The organism is Pectobacterium polaris, from assembly GCF_002307355.1.
GTDB classification, from domain to species: Bacteria; Pseudomonadota; Gammaproteobacteria; order Enterobacterales; family Enterobacteriaceae; genus Pectobacterium; species Pectobacterium polare.
This window is the reverse complement of record NZ_CP017481.1, coordinates 2,279,172-2,299,000: the sequence shown is the minus strand read 5'-3', so window position 1 is coordinate 2,299,000 and position 19,829 is coordinate 2,279,172. Positions and strand designations below refer to the sequence as shown.

Below are 19,829 nucleotides of genomic sequence, written 5' to 3'. Positions count from 1 at the left end.
TAGCAATGACTGTGTCATTGCTAAAATACACAAAAAAGAATTTCATTCAAAACTTAACCAAATAGTTAAATGAATTTAAAAAACGGATGGGGATTAATTTAATCATCATAACCATTGTTATTTTATAATTTTCACTTTTAGCTTTCGTAAAACTGAAAAACACAATGCCATAAATTAATAAAAATATTTTCATACTATCCATCACAACGCGGTATTCATAGTAATTGTAAATAGCAAACCCCAAAGACATAAGAAAAAGAACCAACATCTTATTCCAGCACAGATATGCGATAAAATAAATATAGTCATAAAAAGGCTCAATGTTTTTTATTTTCATCTCTTTGCCATAAGCCCTATTTTTTGTATCTACATAGTTCTTTTTCAGGAGAAGCAATTCCCTGACGCTCAATCCTGATTTTAATATTAGCTCTCGTTTATCCATTATGCACTCCATCGCTCTTAACATAAGCCATTTCCGCTTAACCAATCTCGACTCTGAATAACATTCAAATAAAATTAGTTACTAAAAAAAACAATCAATCTAAACCTGATTAATTTTATAATCGTAACCATGCGTATATTATAAGAATCACACTTGACTTTAAAAAAACAAAAAACAGCTATAGAAAAAATAATAATAAAAATTTTTATAGAGGCAATTATATTACCACTATCATAGTAAGCATAAATTGAAAAAAAGAGACTCATGAAGACAGGAAGATACGTTGCTTCCCAGCATAAACGTGCGAATATAAAAACATAATCAGTAAAGGACTCGGCTTTCTTCATTGGGGTATTAAATTTGAAATCATCGCTTTTGACATACACGTAGTTATTTTTCAGGCGAAGTAGCTCCCTGACAGTCAATCCTGATTTTAAGACTAGTGCTCTTTTGTCCATCGTCCATTCCCTTGGTTGTTTGTTCTACTAATCAGCTAAATTTTCGCCCTTCGGCTCAATTCATGTTTGCGAAGCGCTTACGGACAGATTCCTTTAACATGTTATGCAGGCTGATACTTTCTTTTGCTGCTGCAATCTTACCCTATGATTGACTGCAGCATTAGGCAAAAATGCCACCCATTATAAGCTCAATAACATTGATTGTTCCCCGATTTGACTTAATCCTCACCTTATTGACCTTATACCTTTTCCGGACAAACTTGCGAGCCGCCTCGCGCACTTGAGCAATAGAGGAAAAATCGCATACGCATCCCTGTCTCAGTCTGGTAACGTCGTCTGACGCCAAATGACGGCAAGCAGTGGTAAGATAGCGCATTCGCGGGTGATGTTTTTCATCCGTCAGTCAGTATACTTCTGGCATTCCATTTCAATGCTCAGGTGATGAGCCATCCGTAAGGTTTGCCATCAAACCCAATGCCATCACCTGAACGAACAAAAGCGTTAAGACTGAGTAAAATCAATATGAAAGATTCTACCGACAAGGATTTCACTGCCCACACTCCCATGATGCAGCAGTACTTTAGGTTAAAGGCTGAACATCCGGAAATCCTGCTGTTTTACCGCATGGGCGATTTTTATGAGCTGTTCTATGACGATGCCAAGCGGGCTTCTCAACTGCTGGATATCTCGCTGACGAAGCGTGGTGCCTCCGCAGGGGAACCGATACCGATGGCAGGCGTTCCCCACCATGCCGTTGAAAATTACCTTGCCAGACTGGTGCAAATGGGCGAATCCGTCGCTATCTGCGAACAGGTTGGCGATCCCGCCACCAGCAAAGGTCCAGTAGAACGTAAAGTCGTACGCATCGTCACGCCGGGAACCATTAGCGACGAAGCGCTATTGCAGGAAAAGCAGGATAACCTGCTGGCTGCAATCTGGCAGGACGGTCGGGGATTCGGTTATGCCACCCTGGATATCAGCTCTGGACGCTTTCGCGTGAGCGAGCCGGACGATCGGGAAACCATGGCTGCCGAATTGCAGCGCACCAACCCGGCAGAATTACTCTACCCTGAATCCTTTGAATCCATGGATTTGATCGAAAATCGCCATGGGCTTCGCCGCCGTCCGCTGTGGGAATTTGAGCCCGATACCGCACGCCAGCAGCTTAACCTGCAATTTGGCACTCGCGATCTGACCGGTTTCGGCGTAGAGCAGGCGAAACTCGCGCTGCGGGCCGCCGGATGCTTGCTGCAATATGCGAAAGACACCCAGCGCACCTCGCTGCCGCATATCCGCGGAATTACGATGGAACGCCAGCAGGACGGCATCATCATGGATGCGGCCACCCGCCGTAACCTTGAACTGACGCAGAATCTGTCCGGCGGCGTGGAGAATACGCTGGCCGCCGTACTGGACTGCACCGTGACGGCAATGGGCAGCCGGATGCTGAAGCGCTGGATTCACATGCCCAGCCGCGATATTGAGGCGCTCAAACAGCGCCAGCAGGCTATCAGCGCGTTGCAGGACATCACTCCCGATCTGCAACCCTCTCTGCGACAGGTCGGCGATCTGGAGCGTATTCTGGCGCGACTCGCGTTGCGCACGGCACGCCCGCGCGATCTGGCTCGTATGCGCCACGCTTTCCAGCAGTTTCCCGATATTCGTGAGCAGCTTGCGCCACTGGATACTGATTCCGTTCGTCGTCTGGTCAGCCTAATTGGGCAATTCGATGAGCTACGTGATTTGCTGGAACGAGCCGTTGTCGAAGCACCACCTGTGCTGGTACGTGACGGCGGTGTCATCGCGCCGGGCTACCATGCAGAGCTGGATGAATGGCGCGCGCTGGCTGACGGTGCCAGCGATTATCTGGATCGTCTGGAAATTCGTGAACGCGAAAAATTGGGGCTCGATACGCTGAAAGTCGGCTTCAATGGCGTACACGGCTATTACATTCAGGTCAGCCGTGGTCAAAGCCATCTGGTGCCGATCCACTACGTACGCCGCCAGACGCTGAAAAATGCCGAACGCTATATCATCCCCGAGCTGAAAGAATACGAAGATAAGGTTCTGACCTCGAAGGGCAAAGCGTTAGCGCTAGAAAAAGCGCTCTACGATGAGCTTTTCGATCTGCTGCTGCCTCATCTGGCCGAGCTTCAACAAAGCGCCGCCGCGTTGGCAGAATTGGACGTTCTGACGAATCTGGCTGAACGCGCCGATACGCTGAATTACGTCTGCCCGACGCTGAGTGATAAACCCGGCATCAAAATTACGGGCGGCCGTCACCCCGTCGTCGAGCAGGTGCTTCGTGAGCCGTTTATTTCGAACCCTCTATCGCTAGCACCACAGCGTCGTATGCTGATTATCACCGGCCCCAACATGGGCGGGAAAAGTACCTATATGCGTCAGGCCGCACTGATTGTGCTGATGGCGCACATCGGCTGCTTTGTGCCTGCGGATCAGGCGGTCATTGGTCCCGTCGATCGTATTTTCACTCGTGTGGGTGCCGCGGACGATCTGGCCTCTGGCCGTTCTACCTTCATGGTGGAAATGACAGAAACGGCGAATATTCTGCATAATGCCACGGAAAACAGCCTGGTGCTGATGGACGAAATCGGCCGCGGAACCTCAACCTATGACGGCCTGTCACTGGCCTGGGCCTGCGCCGAAAATCTGGCGAACCGCATCAAAGCGATGACGCTGTTTGCAACGCACTACTTTGAACTAACCACCCTACCGGAAAAAATGGAAGGCGTGGTGAATGTCCATTTGGATGCGCGCGAACACGGCGATACCATCGCCTTCATGCACAGCGTACAAGATGGCGCAGCCAGCAAAAGTTATGGCCTTGCCGTCGCCGCACTGGCAGGCGTACCGAAAGAAGTGATTAAGCGCGCACGCCAGAAGCTGAAGGAGCTGGAAACGCTATCGAATAATGCATCATCCAGCCATATCGATGGCGCACAGTTGGCGCTGCTGAGCAATGATGAGCCGTCACCGGCCATTGAAGCGCTGGAAGCCATCGATCCTGATGCGCTCACGCCACGTCAGGCGTTAGATTGGCTTTATCAGCTAAAGAAAATGCTCTAACACGAGTTAGAGCGAGGCAAATCGATACAAAAAAGGCACTGGAATCAGTGCCTTTTCTTTTTAATGCTGCGTTAGTCTATCTGTGTATCGCAGTTTGCCCGCGCGTTCATGCGTGCGTTATCGCTGCTGTTAGGGACCACCGCTTTCACCATCTGCCCTTCTTCCATTGATGGAATAACGGCAAAATGCGCGGTGAAGGAAACCAGCACCGGTTCACCTGCCGACGCCGTCGTACGAAGGTACAACCTTTCCAGCACGGCATTACTCGCCACCACAAACGTTTTTCCGGTTGCACAGTCAGAGAACGTTGCAGCATCCGCTAGATAGCGGTACATCCCCTTCATCGACATCGGCGTATCCGGCAATGCCTGCTCGGTTGCCGTCAGTTGGCGAGGAAGAGAAGAATTGATGGGCAGACCTTCCTGATCCAGCATTTCAAGAGTGTTATTAACTGGGCGGAAGTAACGTTTTTCGCCCGCGCTATCCGTCAGCACCAGCTTGTCGGCAGTGCGCCGCCATTGCCCATAGGAAGCAAACGTGTTGTTGCCCTCTCGTGTCGTTTGATACTGTTCGCGCAGAACAAAAGTCCCGTCTTTTTCCAAAAACAGTGACGTATCAATCCCTCCGCAGTCCGCACAGGGTAAAACGCCACGATAACTTTGCGCCATTGGTTTAAGGGGTTCTTCCTGAACTTGCGAGCGGGTATGACACCCGATCAACCCAGAAATCCCTGCAATCAACAGCACACCGATAGCCAGTTTTTTCATCATTATTTTCCTGCCGTCTCTGCCCTGTTTTTATCGTTTTGACTCAACGATCTGGAATATATCCAATCTGTTATCATCCCTGAGTCTGAGGGATTTTCCACTCAGAAAATGCTATTTCCAGACTATTCTTATCGTCAGATAACCAGATCGTGCCTTCCTGTATCGTTGCCTGCAATGACATAGTGCGTTGAACCAGTCCGGCAAGCTGAGCCAGTTGATTATCATCCAAAAAGCGGATAGCCAGGTTCTTGTACCCGGAGACCTTGCCCGATATTGCACTCCACCAAACCTGTGCCGCACGCTCGCTGTAGGCGTACAACACCACGGAGCGGGACTGATTACAGGCTTTTTTGAGCCGTTTTTCATCCGGCAGGCCTAGCTCAATCCACAGTTCCAGTTCCATCGTATCGTTACGTCGCCAGATTTCCGGCTCGTCATCTGCGCTGAGCCCTTTGGTAAAGCGCAGATTTTCATCAGCATGGCAAATCCACGCTAAAAGCCGCAGCATCATGCGCTGCTCAGTTTCAGACGGATGCTGCGCTATCGTCAGGCTCGCGTCGTGAAAAAAATTCCGATCCATATCGGCAATATTGATTGCTGCTTTGTAAACCGTTGCTTTTAATGCCATCAGTGACCTCGTCTTTATTCCCTCCTAGTTTACTTGAGTTAGCGCCATCCTCACAGTAAAGGTGATATCTGCCACGTAACCGATAGATTAGGCCTCTAAGGACTACTGATATCCTGTTAGTGCCTATGCTATAGTCGGTTTGATAAATAGAGTTTATCTTCGTAGGCTTACAACATCGCGCACCACAGCAAGTGATGATGCATGAATATCTACCGAGCTAAGCTTTTAAGGGAGGATATAGTGCAAGAATACTGTGAATTAGTACGTCGCTTATACGCAGAGATCGCCAGTGGCGATCTGGGCTATATACCCGATTCGCTGGGTTGTGTTTTGAAAACCCTGGATGGCATCGCCGCGAATGATGCGTTGCCATCCTCCGTCAGGGAACAGGCCGCTTTTGCCGCCGCTAACTTATTGGTGAGTGATTATGTCAATGAGTAATGAATATCAACCCATCAACTGTGATGATTACGACAGCCTGGAAGCCACTTGTCAGCAGAATTTGACGCTGACGCTGGAACTACGCAATGGTGAAGTTGTGACCGGTAAAGCCAGTGATATGATCTCACGTAAGCAGGTCGAATATCTGGTGATTGAAGCCTCAGGCACAACGCGCGAGCTGCGTCTCGACCACATCGTCAGTTTCAGTCATCCTGAAATCGGGAAGGTCGTCGTCAGCGAATCCTGACAGACTTTTCCTTTCATTCAGCGGCAAACGCTGAACAAATGCTTCCAAAACGGACAACGCAGGTTGTCCGTTTTTATTTCAGCGCTTTTGCTTCAAGCTTCAGGCTTATTTTTCCCAAACTTATCTTTCCCAAACTATGTGCCATACAGGCTGGTTTTCTCTCACCTGCCCTTCTCGCGTGACGAATCGTCCCACTGCCGCAATCAGCTGCTCGTTGTAGAACACCAGCGGCGTACGGTCGCGCCACCAGGGCGGAACACCCAACTCCTGCCAGAGCTTCTTGATTTGTCGCCCGTGGGCTCTACCGACAATATGCACGGTTCCGCTGGTCGAAAAACGGATACTCACCGACTCACCGTTTTCCGGCGCGCGAATCGCCACACCGCTATCGGCCAACGACAGCGTGCCTAGATTGTCGGGTAGCGATAACGGACATGACGGCGACTGCCACGGGATAATATGGTCTTTTAGCGACGACATCAGCGGTAGCAGATAGAGATGCTGACGAAAACGACGAACCTGCATCTGATTCAGTTGCAATACCGGCTCCGCATCCTGACGGCTCGTCGCGATTTCATCCCAGAGTCGCTGTAACTGTTCACGTGCGGGCATCGTCGCCCCTTGCTGTGCCAGCCAGCGACGCAGGAGTGCAAAACGACGCACCGGACTTAGTGGCAGCAGGCCGTCAATGCTCAGCGCGCCATCCGGCTGGCATAGCGCCTGCAATGACTCCTCCAGCAGCTCATCTAGCAGTTGTTCCTGTTCAGCACAAAGCTCGGCACTACGCGCCACGGCGGAGGAGAAATGCGGCCAGCGCTGCGTCAATCGCGGTAAGATCTGATGACGTAGAAAATTGCGGTCAAAACGTTCGTCCTGATTGCTGTCGTCTTCAATCCAGTCAAGCTGATGCCGCTGCGCATACGCTTCCAACTGCAAGCGAGAAACGCCTAACAGCGGACGCACAAGACGATGATGACCGAGCGTACTTTGAGCCGCCATCGCAGATAATCCGGCAGGCCCACTGCCGCGTTTAAGCGCCAGTAAAAAAGTTTCGCTCTGGTCATCCAGATGTTGCGCCGTCAGCAAGGCTTCGCCCTCTTGCAGATGCGCTTGCAAAGCCTGATAACGTGCCGTTCTGGCCGCGGCTTCGATACCGCCGTTCTGCGCCTCAACCGTCACAGACAGCGAGGCAAACGGCACCTGCCTGCGTTCACACTGCTGACGACAATGTTCAGCCCAGCTATCGGCCAGCGGATTTAAACCATGATGGATATAAGCTGCACGAATGGACAGCCCAGAGCGCTGACGCAGAGCCACCAGCAGATGCAATAGCACGCTAGAATCCAGACCACCGCTGTAGGCCAGCAGGATCGACCCGCATCCGGCTGTTTGCGTCGCGATCGTCTGGAGCAGTCCATCATCAGGTTCGGTGTGGTCCACGGTATCAGATCTCATACAGTTCTAAAGGCAAGCCGTCAGGATCGGAGAAAAAGGTGAAGCGCTGCTGCGTGTCAGGATCGATCCGGACAGGTTCACAGATAACGCCAGCCTGTTCCAGCGAGGCGACAGCTTGTTCCAGCGAGGCGACAGCTTGTTCTACGTTAGCTACGGCAAAGGCCAGATGGCGCAGGCCACAGGCTTCAGGGCGACTCACGCGCGCAGGTGGATGGGGGAAAGAAAATAGCTCAATGGTATAGCGCCCATTCAGCGAGAGATCGCCTTTCCACGACTGCCGCGCTTCACGGTAGACCTCGTTGTTCAACGTAAACCCCAGCACATCACAATAAAATGCCTTGCTGCGTTCGTAGTCAGAGGCAATAACCGCAATGTGATGGACATCGAGCAGCTTCAGCATGCTTCAAACCCTCATAGCAAAAAATCCGCTGTCATTTCTGACAACGGATTTTCAAAGTAACGCCAGAATCGCCTGATTGATAACACATCAATCAGACAATCACCTTATCAGCAGTAACCACTGTACTTAACAGTAACCATAGTTCATCAAACGCTGATAACGGCGGTTCAACAGCTCTTCTTCCGTCAGGCCGTCGAGGTCGAGCAGGTCGGCCAGCAGCTGTGCTTTCAGAGACTCTGCCATCACCGGGACGTTACGGTGCGCGGAACCCAGCGGTTCAGGGATCACGGTATCGATCAGTTTCAGCTCTTTCAGACGTGGCGCAATGATGCCCATGGCTTCCGCCGCCAGCGGCGCTTTATCTGCACTTTTCCACAGGATAGACGCACAGCCTTCCGGTGAAATAACCGAGTAGGTGCTGTATTGCAGCATGTTGACCTTGTCACCCACGCCGATAGCCAGTGCACCACCGGAACCACCCTCACCGATAACGGTACAGATGATTGGCACACGCAGCGTCGACATTTCACGCAGGTTACGCGCGATAGCCTCAGACTGACCACGTTCTTCTGCACCAACGCCCGGATAAGCGCCCGGCGTGTCGATGAAGGTGATGATCGGCATTCTGAAGCGATCGGCCATTTCCATCAGGCGCAGCGCTTTGCGATAGCCTTCCGGTGCCGGCATGCCAAAATTACGGCGAATCTTTTCTTTGGTTTCACGTCCTTTCTGATGACCAATGATCATCACCGGACGCCCCTCCAAACGGGCAATCCCGCCGACAATGGCTTTATCGTCGGCATAGGCACGATCGCCAGCCAATTCATCAAAGTCGGTAAAGATATGCTTAATATAATCAAGCGTATAAGGACGTTGCGGATGGCGCGCTAATTGCGCAACCTGCCAGGCACCCAAATCGGCAAAGATTTTGCGCGTCAGTTCAACGCTCTTCTCACGCAGGCGCTGGACTTCTTCGTCCAGATTAATATCCAATTTTTCGTCTTGACGGCTGACTGCGGTCAGCGAGTCAATTTTCGCTTCCAACTCTGCAATCGGCTGCTCAAAATCAAGAAAATTCAGACTCATAGTATTCCTATATTAGTCAAATTCCAGTTCCACCTGCTCATTACCCACTAATCCGCGCAGCTCGTTCAGTAGCGCATCGGCAGGCGTTACACGCCATGCTGCGCCGAAACGTAACCGGGCGCGCGCATCTTCACGCTGGTAATAGAGATGCACTGGGATCGTCCCCGATCGATGGGGTTCCAACGATTGGCGGAGACGGTTTAATAGCTGGTCATCAATTTGCCTGTCAGTCAGCGAGATAGCAAGCCCGCGCGCGTATTTTTCCCGCGCTTCACTGATATCCATTAACTCTCGGACGGTCATTTTAAGCCCGCCGCTGAAGTCATCAAAGCTGACCTGTCCACTGGCGATAAGGATACGGTCTTTCTCAAGTAAATGCTGATATTTTTCCAATGCATCGGTAAACAGCATTATCTCAAGGCGACCGGAACGATCGTCCAATGTACAGACACCAATACGGTTACCCCGCTTGGTGATCATGACGCGAGCCGCCAACACCAGCCCAACGGCAGTGGTCATTTTACCCCGATCCGTCGGGTGCATATCTTTCAAACGCACGCCACCGGCATAGCGTTCAATTTCCTTAATATATTGCGTGATCGGGTGGCCAGTCAGGTACAGCCCCAGCGTCTCACGTTCACCATCCAGCACCACCTGCTCCGGCCACGGCGGCACCGTACTGTAGGATTGCTCAACCTGTTCAGGCGCATCGGCCAGCACGCCGAACATATCCACCTGACCGATGGCTTCCGCTTTCGCATGCTGATCGGCAGCCTTCAGCGCATCAGGCAATGAATTCATCAGCGCGGCGCGATGCGGCCCCAGACGGTCAAATGCCCCAGACATAATCAGCTTTTCCAGCACGCGGCGGTTCAGCTTTTTAATGTCGGTACGCGCGCAGAGATCAAACAGCTCTCTAAAATAGCCGCCCTGATTACGCGCTTCGATAATCGCCTCAATCGGCCCTTCACCTACGCCTTTAATCGCACCGATGCCGTAAACAATCTCGCCATCGTCGTTAACGTGGAAGTGATACAGCCCGCTGTTGATGTCCGGAGGCAGGATTTTTAACCCCATCCGCCAGCATTCATCAACCAGACCGACCACTTTATCCGTGTTGTCCATATCGGCCGTCATCACCGCCGCCATGAATTCTGCTGGATAGTGCGCTTTCAACCACAGCGTTTGGTAAGACACCAACGCATAAGCTGCGGAGTGAGATTTATTAAAGCCATAACCGGCGAATTTTTCCACCAGGTCGAAAATCTTAATCGCCAGTTCACCGTTCACGCCACGAGATTTGGCACCATCTTCGAAGCCACCACGCTGCTTCGCCATCTCGACCGGGTTCTTTTTCCCCATCGCACGACGCAGCATGTCCGCACCGCCCAGCGTATAGCCCGCCAGAACCTGCGCAATCTGCATGACCTGTTCCTGATACAGGATAATGCCGTAGGTCGGCTCCAGCACGGGCTTAAGCGACTCGTGCTGCCATTCGATATCAGGATACGAGATCGCTTCACGACCATGCTTACGGTCGATGAAGTTATCCACCATGCCGGATTGCAGCGGGCCAGGGCGGAACAGCGCCACCAGCGCGATCATATCCTCAAAGCTGTCGGGTTTCAGTCGCTTGATCAGGTCTTTCATGCCGCGCGATTCAAGCTGGAATACCGCCGTGGTTTCCGAGCGTTGCAGCATATCGAAGCTTTTCTTATCGTCGAGCGGGATCGCCGCAATATCAATCGGCTCCTGTCCTTGCTTCGCGCGACGGGCGTTAATCATCCCCAGCGCCCAGTCGATAATGGTCAACGTACGCAGGCCAAGGAAGTCGAACTTCACCAGCCCGGCATATTCCACGTCGTTCTTATCAAACTGGGTAACCGGATGGTTCCCTTCCGAATCACAATACAGCGGCGCAAAATCGGTAATCTTGGTGGGAGATATCACCACCCCACCGGCATGTTTACCGGCGTTACGCGTTACCCCTTCGAGCTTGCGCGCCATATCGATGAGGGCTTTAACTTCCTCATCGGCTTCATAAATTTCCGGCAACTGTGGTTCAGCAGCAAACGCTTTTTCCAGCGTCATGCCCGGATCGGGCGGCACCAGCTTTGAAATACGATCGACAAACCCATAAGGGTGTCCAAGCACGCGCCCGACGTCACGAATAACTGCTTTCGCCGCCATCGTACCGAAGGTGATAATCTGCGATACCGCATCACGTCCGTACATTTCCGCGACGTGATCGATGACCTTGTCGCGTTTTTCCATACAGAAATCGACGTCAAAGTCTGGCATGGAAACGCGTTCAGGGTTGAGGAAACGTTCGAACAGCAGGTCGAATTCCAGCGGATCCAGATCGGTGATTTTCAGCGCGTAGGCCACTAACGAACCCGCACCGGAACCACGCCCCGGTCCAACAGGCACATCGTTATCCTTCGACCACTGAATAAATTCCATTACGATCAGGAAGTAGCCGGGGAACCCCATCTGGTTGATAACGCCCAGCTCAATATCCAGACGCTCATCATATTCAGGGCGACGTTCAGCGCGCACTTCCGGATCGGGGAACAGGAATTCGAGACGCTCCTCCAGCCCCTTTTTCGAGCACTGAACCAGAAAATCTTCCGTACTCATGTCGCCCGTCGGGAACTGCGGCAGGAAATACTCACCCAGACGAATCGTTACGTTACAACGCTTGGCAATTTCAACGCTGTTCGCCAGCGCTTCGGGGATATCCGCAAACAGCTCGCACATTTCCTCTTCGGTACGCATGTACTGTTGAGGGCTGTAATGACGTGGGCGTTTGGGGTCATCAAGCGTGTAGCCATCGTGAATAGCCACGCGAATTTCGTGAGCGTCAAAATCATCGGTGCTGATAAAACACACTTCATTGGTCGCCACCACGGGCACACCGTGCTTCGTCGCCAATTCAACGGCGGCATGCAAATAGCTTTCTTCATCGGGGCGGGACGTGCGGATCAGTTCCAGATAGTAACGCTGGGGGAAGTGTTCCTGATAGAAGGCCAGACACTGTTCAGCTTGCGTTTGGTTACCGCGCAGCAAAAATCGGCCAACATCACCTCGGCGGCCGCCAGACAGTAAAATCAGCCCTTCCTGATGCTCAATAAGCCAATCTCGGTCAATCGTCGGCCCAGCAGCGCCATAACCTCGTTGATAAGCGTGTGAAATCAGCAGCGTCAGATTCTGGTAGCCAGCATTATTCATGGCTAGGACGGTAAGATGCGCGAGCTCATCACCCAATTCGTCGCTTTCGACACAGAAATCTGCGCCGATAATGGGCTTGATTCCCGCACCATGCGCGCCGCCATAAAATTTAACCAGCCCACACAGGTTGGTAAAATCAGTAATCGCCAGCGCTGGCATGCCGAGTGCTGCCGCTTTTTTTACCAGCGGACCGACTTTGGCTAGCCCATCGATCATGGAATAGTCACTGTGAACACGCAGGTGAACAAAACGTGGTTCGGCCATCTCCAGATCCCAGAATTTATCGATTAGTCAGCATGGCAACGGCACACTTACGTGCCCACGCCATACCGAGAGTGAATGATGATGTTTTACGCCAGCCTATGTTTTAAGCCAACCCTAGTACACGTTTGACTGGCGCGAAGCTCCGACGGTGAAACTCAGTGGCACCCAGTGCGGCCAGTTTCTCCAGATGAAAAGCCGTTGGATAGCCTTTGTGTTGGGCAAAACCGTAAGCGGGGAAGCGTTGATCTAACTCGACCATCTCACGATCGCGAGTCACCTTCGCCATAATCGAGGCCGCGCTGATTTCTGCCACGCGGCTATCCCCTTTAACGACCGCCTGAGCGGACATCGGCAAGGCCGGGCAACGGTTGCCGTCAATGAGAACAAAATCAGGCACGACAGCCAACCCGGCAACCGCACGCTGCATTGCCAGCATGGTAGCATGCAGGATATTCAGTTGGTCAATCTCTTCCGGTTCCGCACGGCCAAGGCTCCACGCCAATGCCTTCTCTTTGATTTCATCATAGAGCGACAGTCGACGTTTTTCACTCAGCTTTTTGGAATCCGCCAGCCCGACAATTGGCCTAGTCGGGTCAAGAATCACCGCAGCCGTCACGACCGCACCAACCAGAGGGCCACGGCCCACTTCATCAACGCCAGCGATGCAGGTCGCCTGCGGATAGATAAATATTTCACTCATGGTCTTATTAACATGGCTTAACTAATTCCAGTACCGCCTGAGCTGCTTGCTCATCGGCATTGCAGCGGATCTGCTGATGCAAATCCACAAACGTCGTGCGTAGCTCAGCCATTTTTTCCTTATCGGCAAACAGCGGCAGCAGCGCGGCGGCCAGCTTATCCGGCGTACAATCGGTCTGTAGCAATTCCGTCACCAGCTCGCGCCCAGCCAGCAAATTCGGCAGCGACACCCACGGCGTTTTGACCAGACGCTGTGCTAACCAGAAGGTAAAGGGCTTCATACGATAACCCACAACCATCGGGCATTTAGCCAACATACACTCCAGTGCTGCCGTACCGGATGCCAATAGCGCCGCATCACTGGCAATCATGGCTTCTCGCGCTTGCCCATCCAGCAGATGCACGCGTAGATCGGGCGCCACGCTACTTTTTATCCGCTCGAACTGTTCACGGCGCTTGCTGTTGACCAGCGGAACCACGATTTCCAGATCGGGAAAATGCTGACGCAGTAGCACAGCTGTATTGAGGAAATCTGCGCTAAGCATTTCAACTTCTGCACCGCGACTGCCCGGCAGTAGCGCCAGACAAGGCACATCGGGCGCAATACCCAACGTCGCACGTGCAGCCAGCTTATCGGGATGCAGCGGCATTGCATCAGCCATCGTATGACCGATAAAGCGACAAGGGACATTGAAACGATCGTAAAACGCTTTTTCAAAAGGCAAGAAGGCCAGCACCAGATTGGTCGCTTTACCTATTTTGAAAACGCGTTTTTGACGCCATGCCCACACAGAAGGGCTGACGTAGTGAATAGTATTGATACCGCGCTTTTTGAGGTTGCCCTCCAGCGTGATATTGAAATCAGGTGCATCAATGCCGACGAAGACATCGGGCTGAAGCTCGCTAAAGCGCTGGGTTAAATCCCGCCGAATTTTCAGCAGTCGAGGAAGCCGCTCAAGCACTTCAACAATGCCCATAACGGCCAGTTCTTCCATCTCGTACCAGGCTTCACAGCCTTCGGCCTGCATACGTGGCCCGGCAACGCCGACAAACCGCACATCAGGCACCTTTTCTTTTAGCGCACGGATCAGGCCTGCGCCAAGGATGTCGCCGGAAGTTTCTCCGGCGACCAGCCCAATAGTCAAAGGACGTGATGACATAGATTAACGAATGATGCCGCGAGTAGAACGGGCAAAGAAATCGGTAAACGCCTGCACAGCCGGGTGTTCAGCCGCCAGCGCTTCAATTTCCGGTTTCACTTCGTCCAGCGTTCTACCGCTGCGGTAGAGAAGCTTGTACGCATTACGAATCGCGTGCAGGGTGTCTTTCTCGAATCCACGACGCTTCAGGCCTTCAATATTCAGGCCAAACGGCGTCGCGTGGTTACCCTGCGCGATCACATACGGCGGCACGTCTTGCGCCACACCGGAACATCCGCCAACCATGACGTGAGCACCGATAATGCAGAACTGGTGCACGGCCGTCATCCCACCGATAATCGCAAAATCATCGACGGAAACGTGGCCGCCCAGCGTCGCGTTGTTCGCCAGAATACAACGGCTGCCCACGACGCAGTCATGTGCGATATGCGTGTTGATCATCAACAAGTTATCGCTACCGACTTTAGTCAACCCGCCGCCCTGTGCCGTGCCACGATGAATCGTGACGCTTTCACGGATGCGGTTACGATCGCCGATCTCAACGCGGGTCGGTTCCCCAGCATATTTGAGATCCTGATTCACTTCACCAATTGACGTGAACTGATAGATTTCGTTGTCGCGACCAATTTTAGTGACGCCATTGACGACGACATGTGATTTCAGCACCGTCCCCGCACCGATCTCAACCTGAGAACCGATATAGCAGAAAGGGCCAATATGAACGCCAGCACCAATAATGGCACCGTCTTCAACAATCGAACTAGGGTGAATAAAGGCGGTTTGATCAATCACGTTATCAGGACTCCCGACGGCGAGCACACATCATTGACGCTTCACAGGCCACTTCGCCATCAACTTTGGCAACACCTTTAAAGCGCGCAACGCCGCGACGCTCTTTGATGAATTCAACTTCAAGGATCATTTGATCGCCTGGCTGCACGGGACGCTTAAAGCGCGCTTCGTCCACAGCGGCGAAATAGTACAGCTCACCCGGCTCCAGTTTACCCACGCTTTTAAACGCAAGAATACCGGTGGCCTGAGCCATCGCTTCCAGAATCAGCACGCCGGGAAAAATCGGTTTGCCCGGGAAATGGCCCTGGAAGAAGGGTTCGTTGAAAGAGACGTTTTTCACCGCCCGCAGAAACTTCCCTTCTTCAAAATCCAGTACCCGATCAACCAGCAAAAACGGGAAACGGTGCGGTAATAATTCTAAAATCTCTTCAATATGCAGAGTATGAGTGTCAGTAGTCAAAATACTCTTCCTGTCCATAAAAACTGATGCCATCAACAACACGGCCTGCGCAGACCCTAAATTAGGTGTCTTCAGGCAGGCCGCAAATAAAACGCGAGTGATTAAACGTTATCGACTTTTCGTTCAACGGCTTTCAACCGTTTGCTTATCTCATCAATATTCATCACCAGCGCTGCAGTTTTGCGCCACACTTTGTTGGGTTGCAAAGGAATGCCCGAAGAGTATACCCCAGGTTCTGTGATTGGTCGCATGACCATCCCCATTCCCGTTACCGTCACTTTATCGCAGATCTCCATGTGCCCGTTAATCACGCTGGCACCACCGATCATGCAATAACGACCAATTTTCAAGCTACCCGCCATAATGACGCCACCCGCGACCGCGGTATTGTCGCCAATCACGACGTTGTGCGCAATCTGACATTGGTTATCAATGATAACACCATTACCAATGACCGTATCATCCAACGCACCACGATCGATGGTTGTGCTCGCGCCAATCTCAACTCGATCGCCAATTCTGACCGTTCCCAACTGCGGGATCTTCACCCAGTTGCCGCGATCGTTGGCATAGCCAAAGCCGTCAGAACCGATCACGGTTCCCGACTGGATCAGGCAATGCTCACCCAGCTCAACGCGGTGATAAATCGTTACATTTGCCCACAAGCGGGTACCAGCACCAATGCGGGCATCTTTGCCGATAAAGCAGCCGGGGCCAATGACAACGCCATCACCCAGCTGTGCACCAGATTCGATGACAGCATTTGCACCAACGGACACGTTCTGGCCCAGCGTCGCGTCTGGAGCAATAACCGCACTCGGCGCAATATCGGTTGCTGGCTGCGGCGTGGTGTCCAGCAGCTGTGCCATGCGCGCATAGGTAAGATAAGGATTCTTCACTACCAACGCAGCAACCTGACAGTAAGGTAAATCCGCTTCCGTCAGCACGACCGCTGACGCTTGCGTCCCGGCCAGTTGCTCACGGTAACGACTGTCGGAAAGAAACGTAATTTGCCCAGTTTTTGCCGAATGCATAGAAGCAACACCGGTGATGACGATATCGCCATCACCGTGTAATTGTGCATCCAACTGTTGAGCTAACGCGTCCAGTCGAATTGAATACATGTATTATTTAACCTGTTTCAGCACATCGGCAGTAATGTCTTTAGCATTGGCGACATACGCAACAGCGTTAGCGTCAATCACAACATCATAACCTTCTTTGGTTGCAACGGCTTTCACCGCATCCTGAATACGGCTCAGGATTTTGTTGCGTTCTTCATTCTGGCGGCGGCGGTTGTCCTGGTCAAAAGCCTGAGCTTTAGTAGAGAACTGCTCGCGCTGCGCCATGACGTCTTTTTCCATTTTGCTGCGATCGCTCGCTTTCATGGTAGAACCATCACGTTGCAGTTTCTGCATCTTGCCCTGTAAATCGTTTTCCATCGATTGCAGTTCAGAAGCACGACCTTTGAATTCGTTTTCCAGCTGTTTGCCAACGGTTTCACGCTGCGGCAGCTGTTGGAAAATGCTGGAAACGTTAACAACGGCAATTTTGTCAGCAGCCTGAACGCTGGCTGAAGCAGCCAATGCTAAACCGAGGCCTGCGGCACATAACCACTTTTTCACTATAAACTCCTCAACCTAACCTAATTTGTGTCTTAACACTTTAATTATGAGCATCGCGTCATGGTATGAACGTCTTATGTTCAACCACTCATATCCATGAACAACGATGCGACATTCCCTGCATACGACCTATTGACGTCACACTACCAGGTTTTGCCAATGTTAAACTGGAATTGTTCCGACTTGTCTCCATCGTACTTTTTAACCGGCTGGGCATAGGAGAAGACCAATGGCCCAAGCGGAGACATCCATTGCAACGCGATACCGCTGGAAACACGGAAGTTGCTCGCCTTGCTGTAATCCGGCACGCCTGCGGCAATCGTTGCAGGTGTATTTTCCCAGTTGGTATCCCATACCGTACCGCCATCCACAAAGAAGGACGTACGTACGGAGCTCGCGTATTTATCACTGATAAACGGTGTTGGCACGATCAATTCCGCACTCAATACTGCCATTGCGTTACCGCCAACGGCATCATCCAGATTGGTTTTATCAATAGCACAGCCTGAATAAGAGCCTGGAAGTGGTGTTCCTGTACACTGGTAATACGCCGCTTTAGGACCAATCGTATTCGACTGGAAGCCACGTACCGTACTGGAACCACCCGCATAGAAGTTGTCGTAGAACGGCACTTCTTTGCTACCGATACCATCCGCAAAGCCTGCGCGCGTACGGCCCATCACGACCCAGTTACCGCTGTCGCTCAACGGGTAGTAACTCGCCGAATCAAACGTCAGTTTGTAGTATTCGTTGTCCGAGCCCGGCACCGCAATCTTGGCATTCGCAGACGCACGCGTTCCTTTCGTCGGGAAGTAGCCGCGATCCAGATTGTTATACGACCATCCCGTATTCAGGAAGAAATCGTTCGCTTTAAAGTCAGCGCTAGATTTATTCCCTTCCTGAACCACGGATGGATTAACTCCCACGGAATCCAGATAACGCCACATCGCCACCTGCGGCCTCATATCCGACAGATCGTTATGCACATAATCCAGACCGACACGCAGTGAGTTATTCTCGTTAATCGGGAAGCCCAAGGTGCTGCCAACGCCATAGCTCACGTTGGTATAGTCGGACAGATCGGCGTCAGATGCCTCAAATTTGTTATAGAAGACACGGCCACCGAGGCTAACGCCATCAACGGTAAAGTACGGGTCAGTCAGTGACAGCTCGACATACGTCTGGTAGTCGTTTTTAGTCCCGCTGATACCAACGGAGTTACCCGTTCCCAGCCAGTTGTCCTGCTGAACCCCAGCCTGGAAGCTCACGCCACTTTCGGTACCGAAACCGACACCAAAGTTGAATGTACCCGTATTACGCTCTTTGACTTTATACGTTACATCAACCTGATCGGCCACACCGGGAACGCGCTGCGTTTCTACATCAACGCTTTCAAAGTATCCCAGTCGGTTCAGACGCTCTTTGCCCTGCTCAACCAGATCGTTGCCTAACCAGGCACCTTCCATCTGACGCATTTCACGGCGCAGAACGGAATCTTTAGACGTGTCGTTACCGTCAAAGCGGATATGACGCACATAGAAACGGTTACCCGCATCGACGTTGATGTTTAATCTAACCGTCTTATCTGCATCATTAATTTCCGGCTGAGTGACCACACGCGGATAGGCATAGCCATAACGGCCCAGCAGTTTCTTGATGTCCTCTTCCATCCGGGTCACTTTCGTCCCGTTGTAGAGTTCACCTGGTTCAACCTTCGTCAGCCCTTCGACTTCCGCAGAGTGACCAGCCAGATTACCTTTCACCGTGACGCCAGACAGCTTGTACTGCTCGCCTTCCGTCATATTGATGGTGATATAGATACCTTTTTTATCCGGCGTCAGGCTCACTTGTGTGGAATCGATGTTGAAACGCGCATAGCCGCGATCCAAATAGAAACTCCGTAACGTTTCCAGATCGCCAGACAGTTTTTGTTTCTGGTATTTACGATCGCCAACTACGTTCCACCACGGCACTTCGTCACGCAGTTGGAAACGGGAAATCAATTCGTCGGAGCTGAACGCTTTGTTACCGACAATATTAATCTGCTGGATCTTGGCGGAAACGCCTTCTGTGAAGACCAGTTTAAGGTCTACACGGTTACGCGGGAGTGGCGTGACAACGGCTTTAACCGACGCACTGTACTTACCCACGCTGTAGTAGAAATCTTCCAGTCCCTTTTCGATGTTGGTGAGCGCCGTGCGGTCTAACGCTTCACCGACGCGCACGCCGGAGGCCTCCAGGTTTTCTTTCAGCATGTCGTCTTTGACGGACTTATTGCCGGAAAACGTGACGCTGGCGATTGTTGGACGTTCTTTCACCTGCACAATCAGCGTTTCGCCATCGCGCAGGACACGAACATCTTCAAAATTTCCGGTCGCAAACAAGGCACGGATGGTGTTACCGATATCATCGTCACCGATGGTATCACCAACGCGGACTGGCATACTGAGTAATGCCGCCCCGACGGCAACCCTTTGCAGGCCCTCGAAATGAATGTCCTTCACTACGAACCCGTCTGCACCGTATACGGTTGCGCTGCTAAACAGCAGCGACGCTATGAGCAACTTTTTGATCGCCATCGTTGTTA

General features: G+C 51.8%; 17 protein-coding genes. 3 read left to right on the top strand and 14 right to left on the bottom strand.

The annotated features are described in order from the left end of the window. Positions 1-46: 46 nt before the first annotated feature. Positions 47-442, bottom strand: a complete 396-nt coding sequence (locus tag BJJ97_RS10420; RefSeq protein WP_095993894.1) for a hypothetical protein — start codon at positions 440-442, stop codon at positions 47-49. A 980-nt stretch (positions 443-1,422) separates the two neighbouring features. On the opposite strand from BJJ97_RS10420, the gene mutS reads away from it, so the two are divergent. Beyond that, positions 1,423-3,987, top strand: a complete 2,565-nt coding sequence (gene mutS / locus BJJ97_RS10410; RefSeq protein WP_174877716.1) for a DNA mismatch repair protein MutS — start codon at positions 1,423-1,425, stop codon at positions 3,985-3,987. Between the two features lie 71 nt (positions 3,988-4,058). On the opposite strand, the gene nlpE is transcribed toward mutS, so the two are convergent. Beyond that, the gene (gene nlpE / locus BJJ97_RS10405) at positions 4,059-4,754 is read right to left on the bottom strand and encodes an envelope stress response activation lipoprotein NlpE (RefSeq protein WP_125460917.1); all 696 of its coding nucleotides are present in this window, start codon (positions 4,752-4,754) and stop codon (positions 4,059-4,061) included. A gap of 73 nt (positions 4,755-4,827) precedes the next feature. Continuing rightward, positions 4,828-5,382, bottom strand: a complete 555-nt coding sequence (locus BJJ97_RS10400) for a YaeQ family protein (RefSeq protein ID WP_095993891.1) — start codon at positions 5,380-5,382, stop codon at positions 4,828-4,830. A 240-nt stretch (positions 5,383-5,622) separates the two neighbouring features. On the opposite strand from BJJ97_RS10400, the gene BJJ97_RS10395 reads away from it, so the two are divergent. Continuing rightward, positions 5,623-5,823: a YaeP family protein gene (locus tag BJJ97_RS10395; RefSeq protein WP_010285748.1), complete on the top strand. Its 201-nt coding sequence runs from the start codon at positions 5,623-5,625 to the stop codon at positions 5,821-5,823. Further along, positions 5,810-6,070: a Rho-binding antiterminator gene (gene rof, locus BJJ97_RS10390; RefSeq protein ID WP_029367608.1), complete on the top strand. Its 261-nt coding sequence runs from the start codon at positions 5,810-5,812 to the stop codon at positions 6,068-6,070. The genes BJJ97_RS10395 and rof overlap by 14 nt, the downstream gene beginning before the upstream one ends. Positions 6,071-6,190: 120 nt before the next feature. Here the strand turns inward: rof and tilS are convergent, their stop codons facing one another. The 11 genes from tilS to bamA all read right to left on the bottom strand — a co-directional run bounded on the left by tilS (position 6,191) and on the right by bamA (position 19,821). Continuing rightward, positions 6,191-7,525 (bottom strand): tRNA lysidine(34) synthetase TilS, encoded by a 1,335-nt coding sequence (gene tilS / locus BJJ97_RS10385; RefSeq protein ID WP_227003589.1) that lies wholly within the window; start codon positions 7,523-7,525, stop codon positions 6,191-6,193. Continuing rightward, a complete protein-coding gene (locus BJJ97_RS10380; RefSeq protein ID WP_095993890.1) occupies positions 7,515-7,925 on the bottom strand; it encodes a VOC family protein in 411 nt (136 codons plus the stop codon). Before BJJ97_RS10380 ends, tilS begins: the two co-directional genes overlap by 11 nt. A gap of 126 nt (positions 7,926-8,051) precedes the next feature. Next, on the bottom strand, positions 8,052-9,011 hold the full coding sequence (accA, locus tag BJJ97_RS10375) for an acetyl-CoA carboxylase carboxyl transferase subunit alpha (protein WP_039483881.1): 960 nt from the start codon (positions 9,009-9,011) through the stop codon (positions 8,052-8,054). Between the two features lie 12 nt (positions 9,012-9,023). Then, positions 9,024-12,506 (bottom strand): DNA polymerase III subunit alpha, encoded by a 3,483-nt coding sequence (dnaE, locus tag BJJ97_RS10370; protein ID WP_095993889.1) that lies wholly within the window; start codon positions 12,504-12,506, stop codon positions 9,024-9,026. 103 nt (positions 12,507-12,609) lie between these two features. Beyond that, positions 12,610-13,206, bottom strand: a complete 597-nt coding sequence (gene rnhB, locus BJJ97_RS10365) for a ribonuclease HII (RefSeq protein WP_095993888.1) — start codon at positions 13,204-13,206, stop codon at positions 12,610-12,612. 7 nt (positions 13,207-13,213) lie between these two features. After that, on the bottom strand, positions 13,214-14,365 hold the full coding sequence (lpxB, locus tag BJJ97_RS10360; RefSeq protein ID WP_095993887.1) for a lipid-A-disaccharide synthase: 1,152 nt from the start codon (positions 14,363-14,365) through the stop codon (positions 13,214-13,216). A gap of 3 nt (positions 14,366-14,368) precedes the next feature. Further along, complete coding sequence (lpxA, locus tag BJJ97_RS10355) at positions 14,369-15,157, bottom strand: acyl-ACP--UDP-N-acetylglucosamine O-acyltransferase (RefSeq protein ID WP_095701864.1); 789 nt, start codon at positions 15,155-15,157, stop codon at positions 14,369-14,371. A gap of 4 nt (positions 15,158-15,161) precedes the next feature. Beyond that, positions 15,162-15,635 carry a 3-hydroxyacyl-ACP dehydratase FabZ gene (fabZ, locus tag BJJ97_RS10350; protein WP_172644777.1) on the bottom strand — a complete coding sequence of 158 codons (474 nt, stop codon included), beginning with the start codon at positions 15,633-15,635 and terminating at the stop codon, positions 15,162-15,164. A gap of 83 nt (positions 15,636-15,718) precedes the next feature. After that, positions 15,719-16,741: a UDP-3-O-(3-hydroxymyristoyl)glucosamine N-acyltransferase gene (gene lpxD / locus BJJ97_RS10345; protein WP_039490407.1), complete on the bottom strand. Its 1,023-nt coding sequence runs from the start codon at positions 16,739-16,741 to the stop codon at positions 15,719-15,721. A 3-nt stretch (positions 16,742-16,744) separates the two neighbouring features. After that, complete coding sequence (skp, locus tag BJJ97_RS10340; RefSeq protein ID WP_039483875.1) at positions 16,745-17,242, bottom strand: molecular chaperone Skp; 498 nt, start codon at positions 17,240-17,242, stop codon at positions 16,745-16,747. A 143-nt stretch (positions 17,243-17,385) separates the two neighbouring features. Continuing rightward, positions 17,386-19,821, bottom strand: a complete 2,436-nt coding sequence (gene bamA, locus BJJ97_RS10335; protein WP_095993886.1) for an outer membrane protein assembly factor BamA — start codon at positions 19,819-19,821, stop codon at positions 17,386-17,388. Positions 19,822-19,829: the final 8 nt, after the last annotated feature.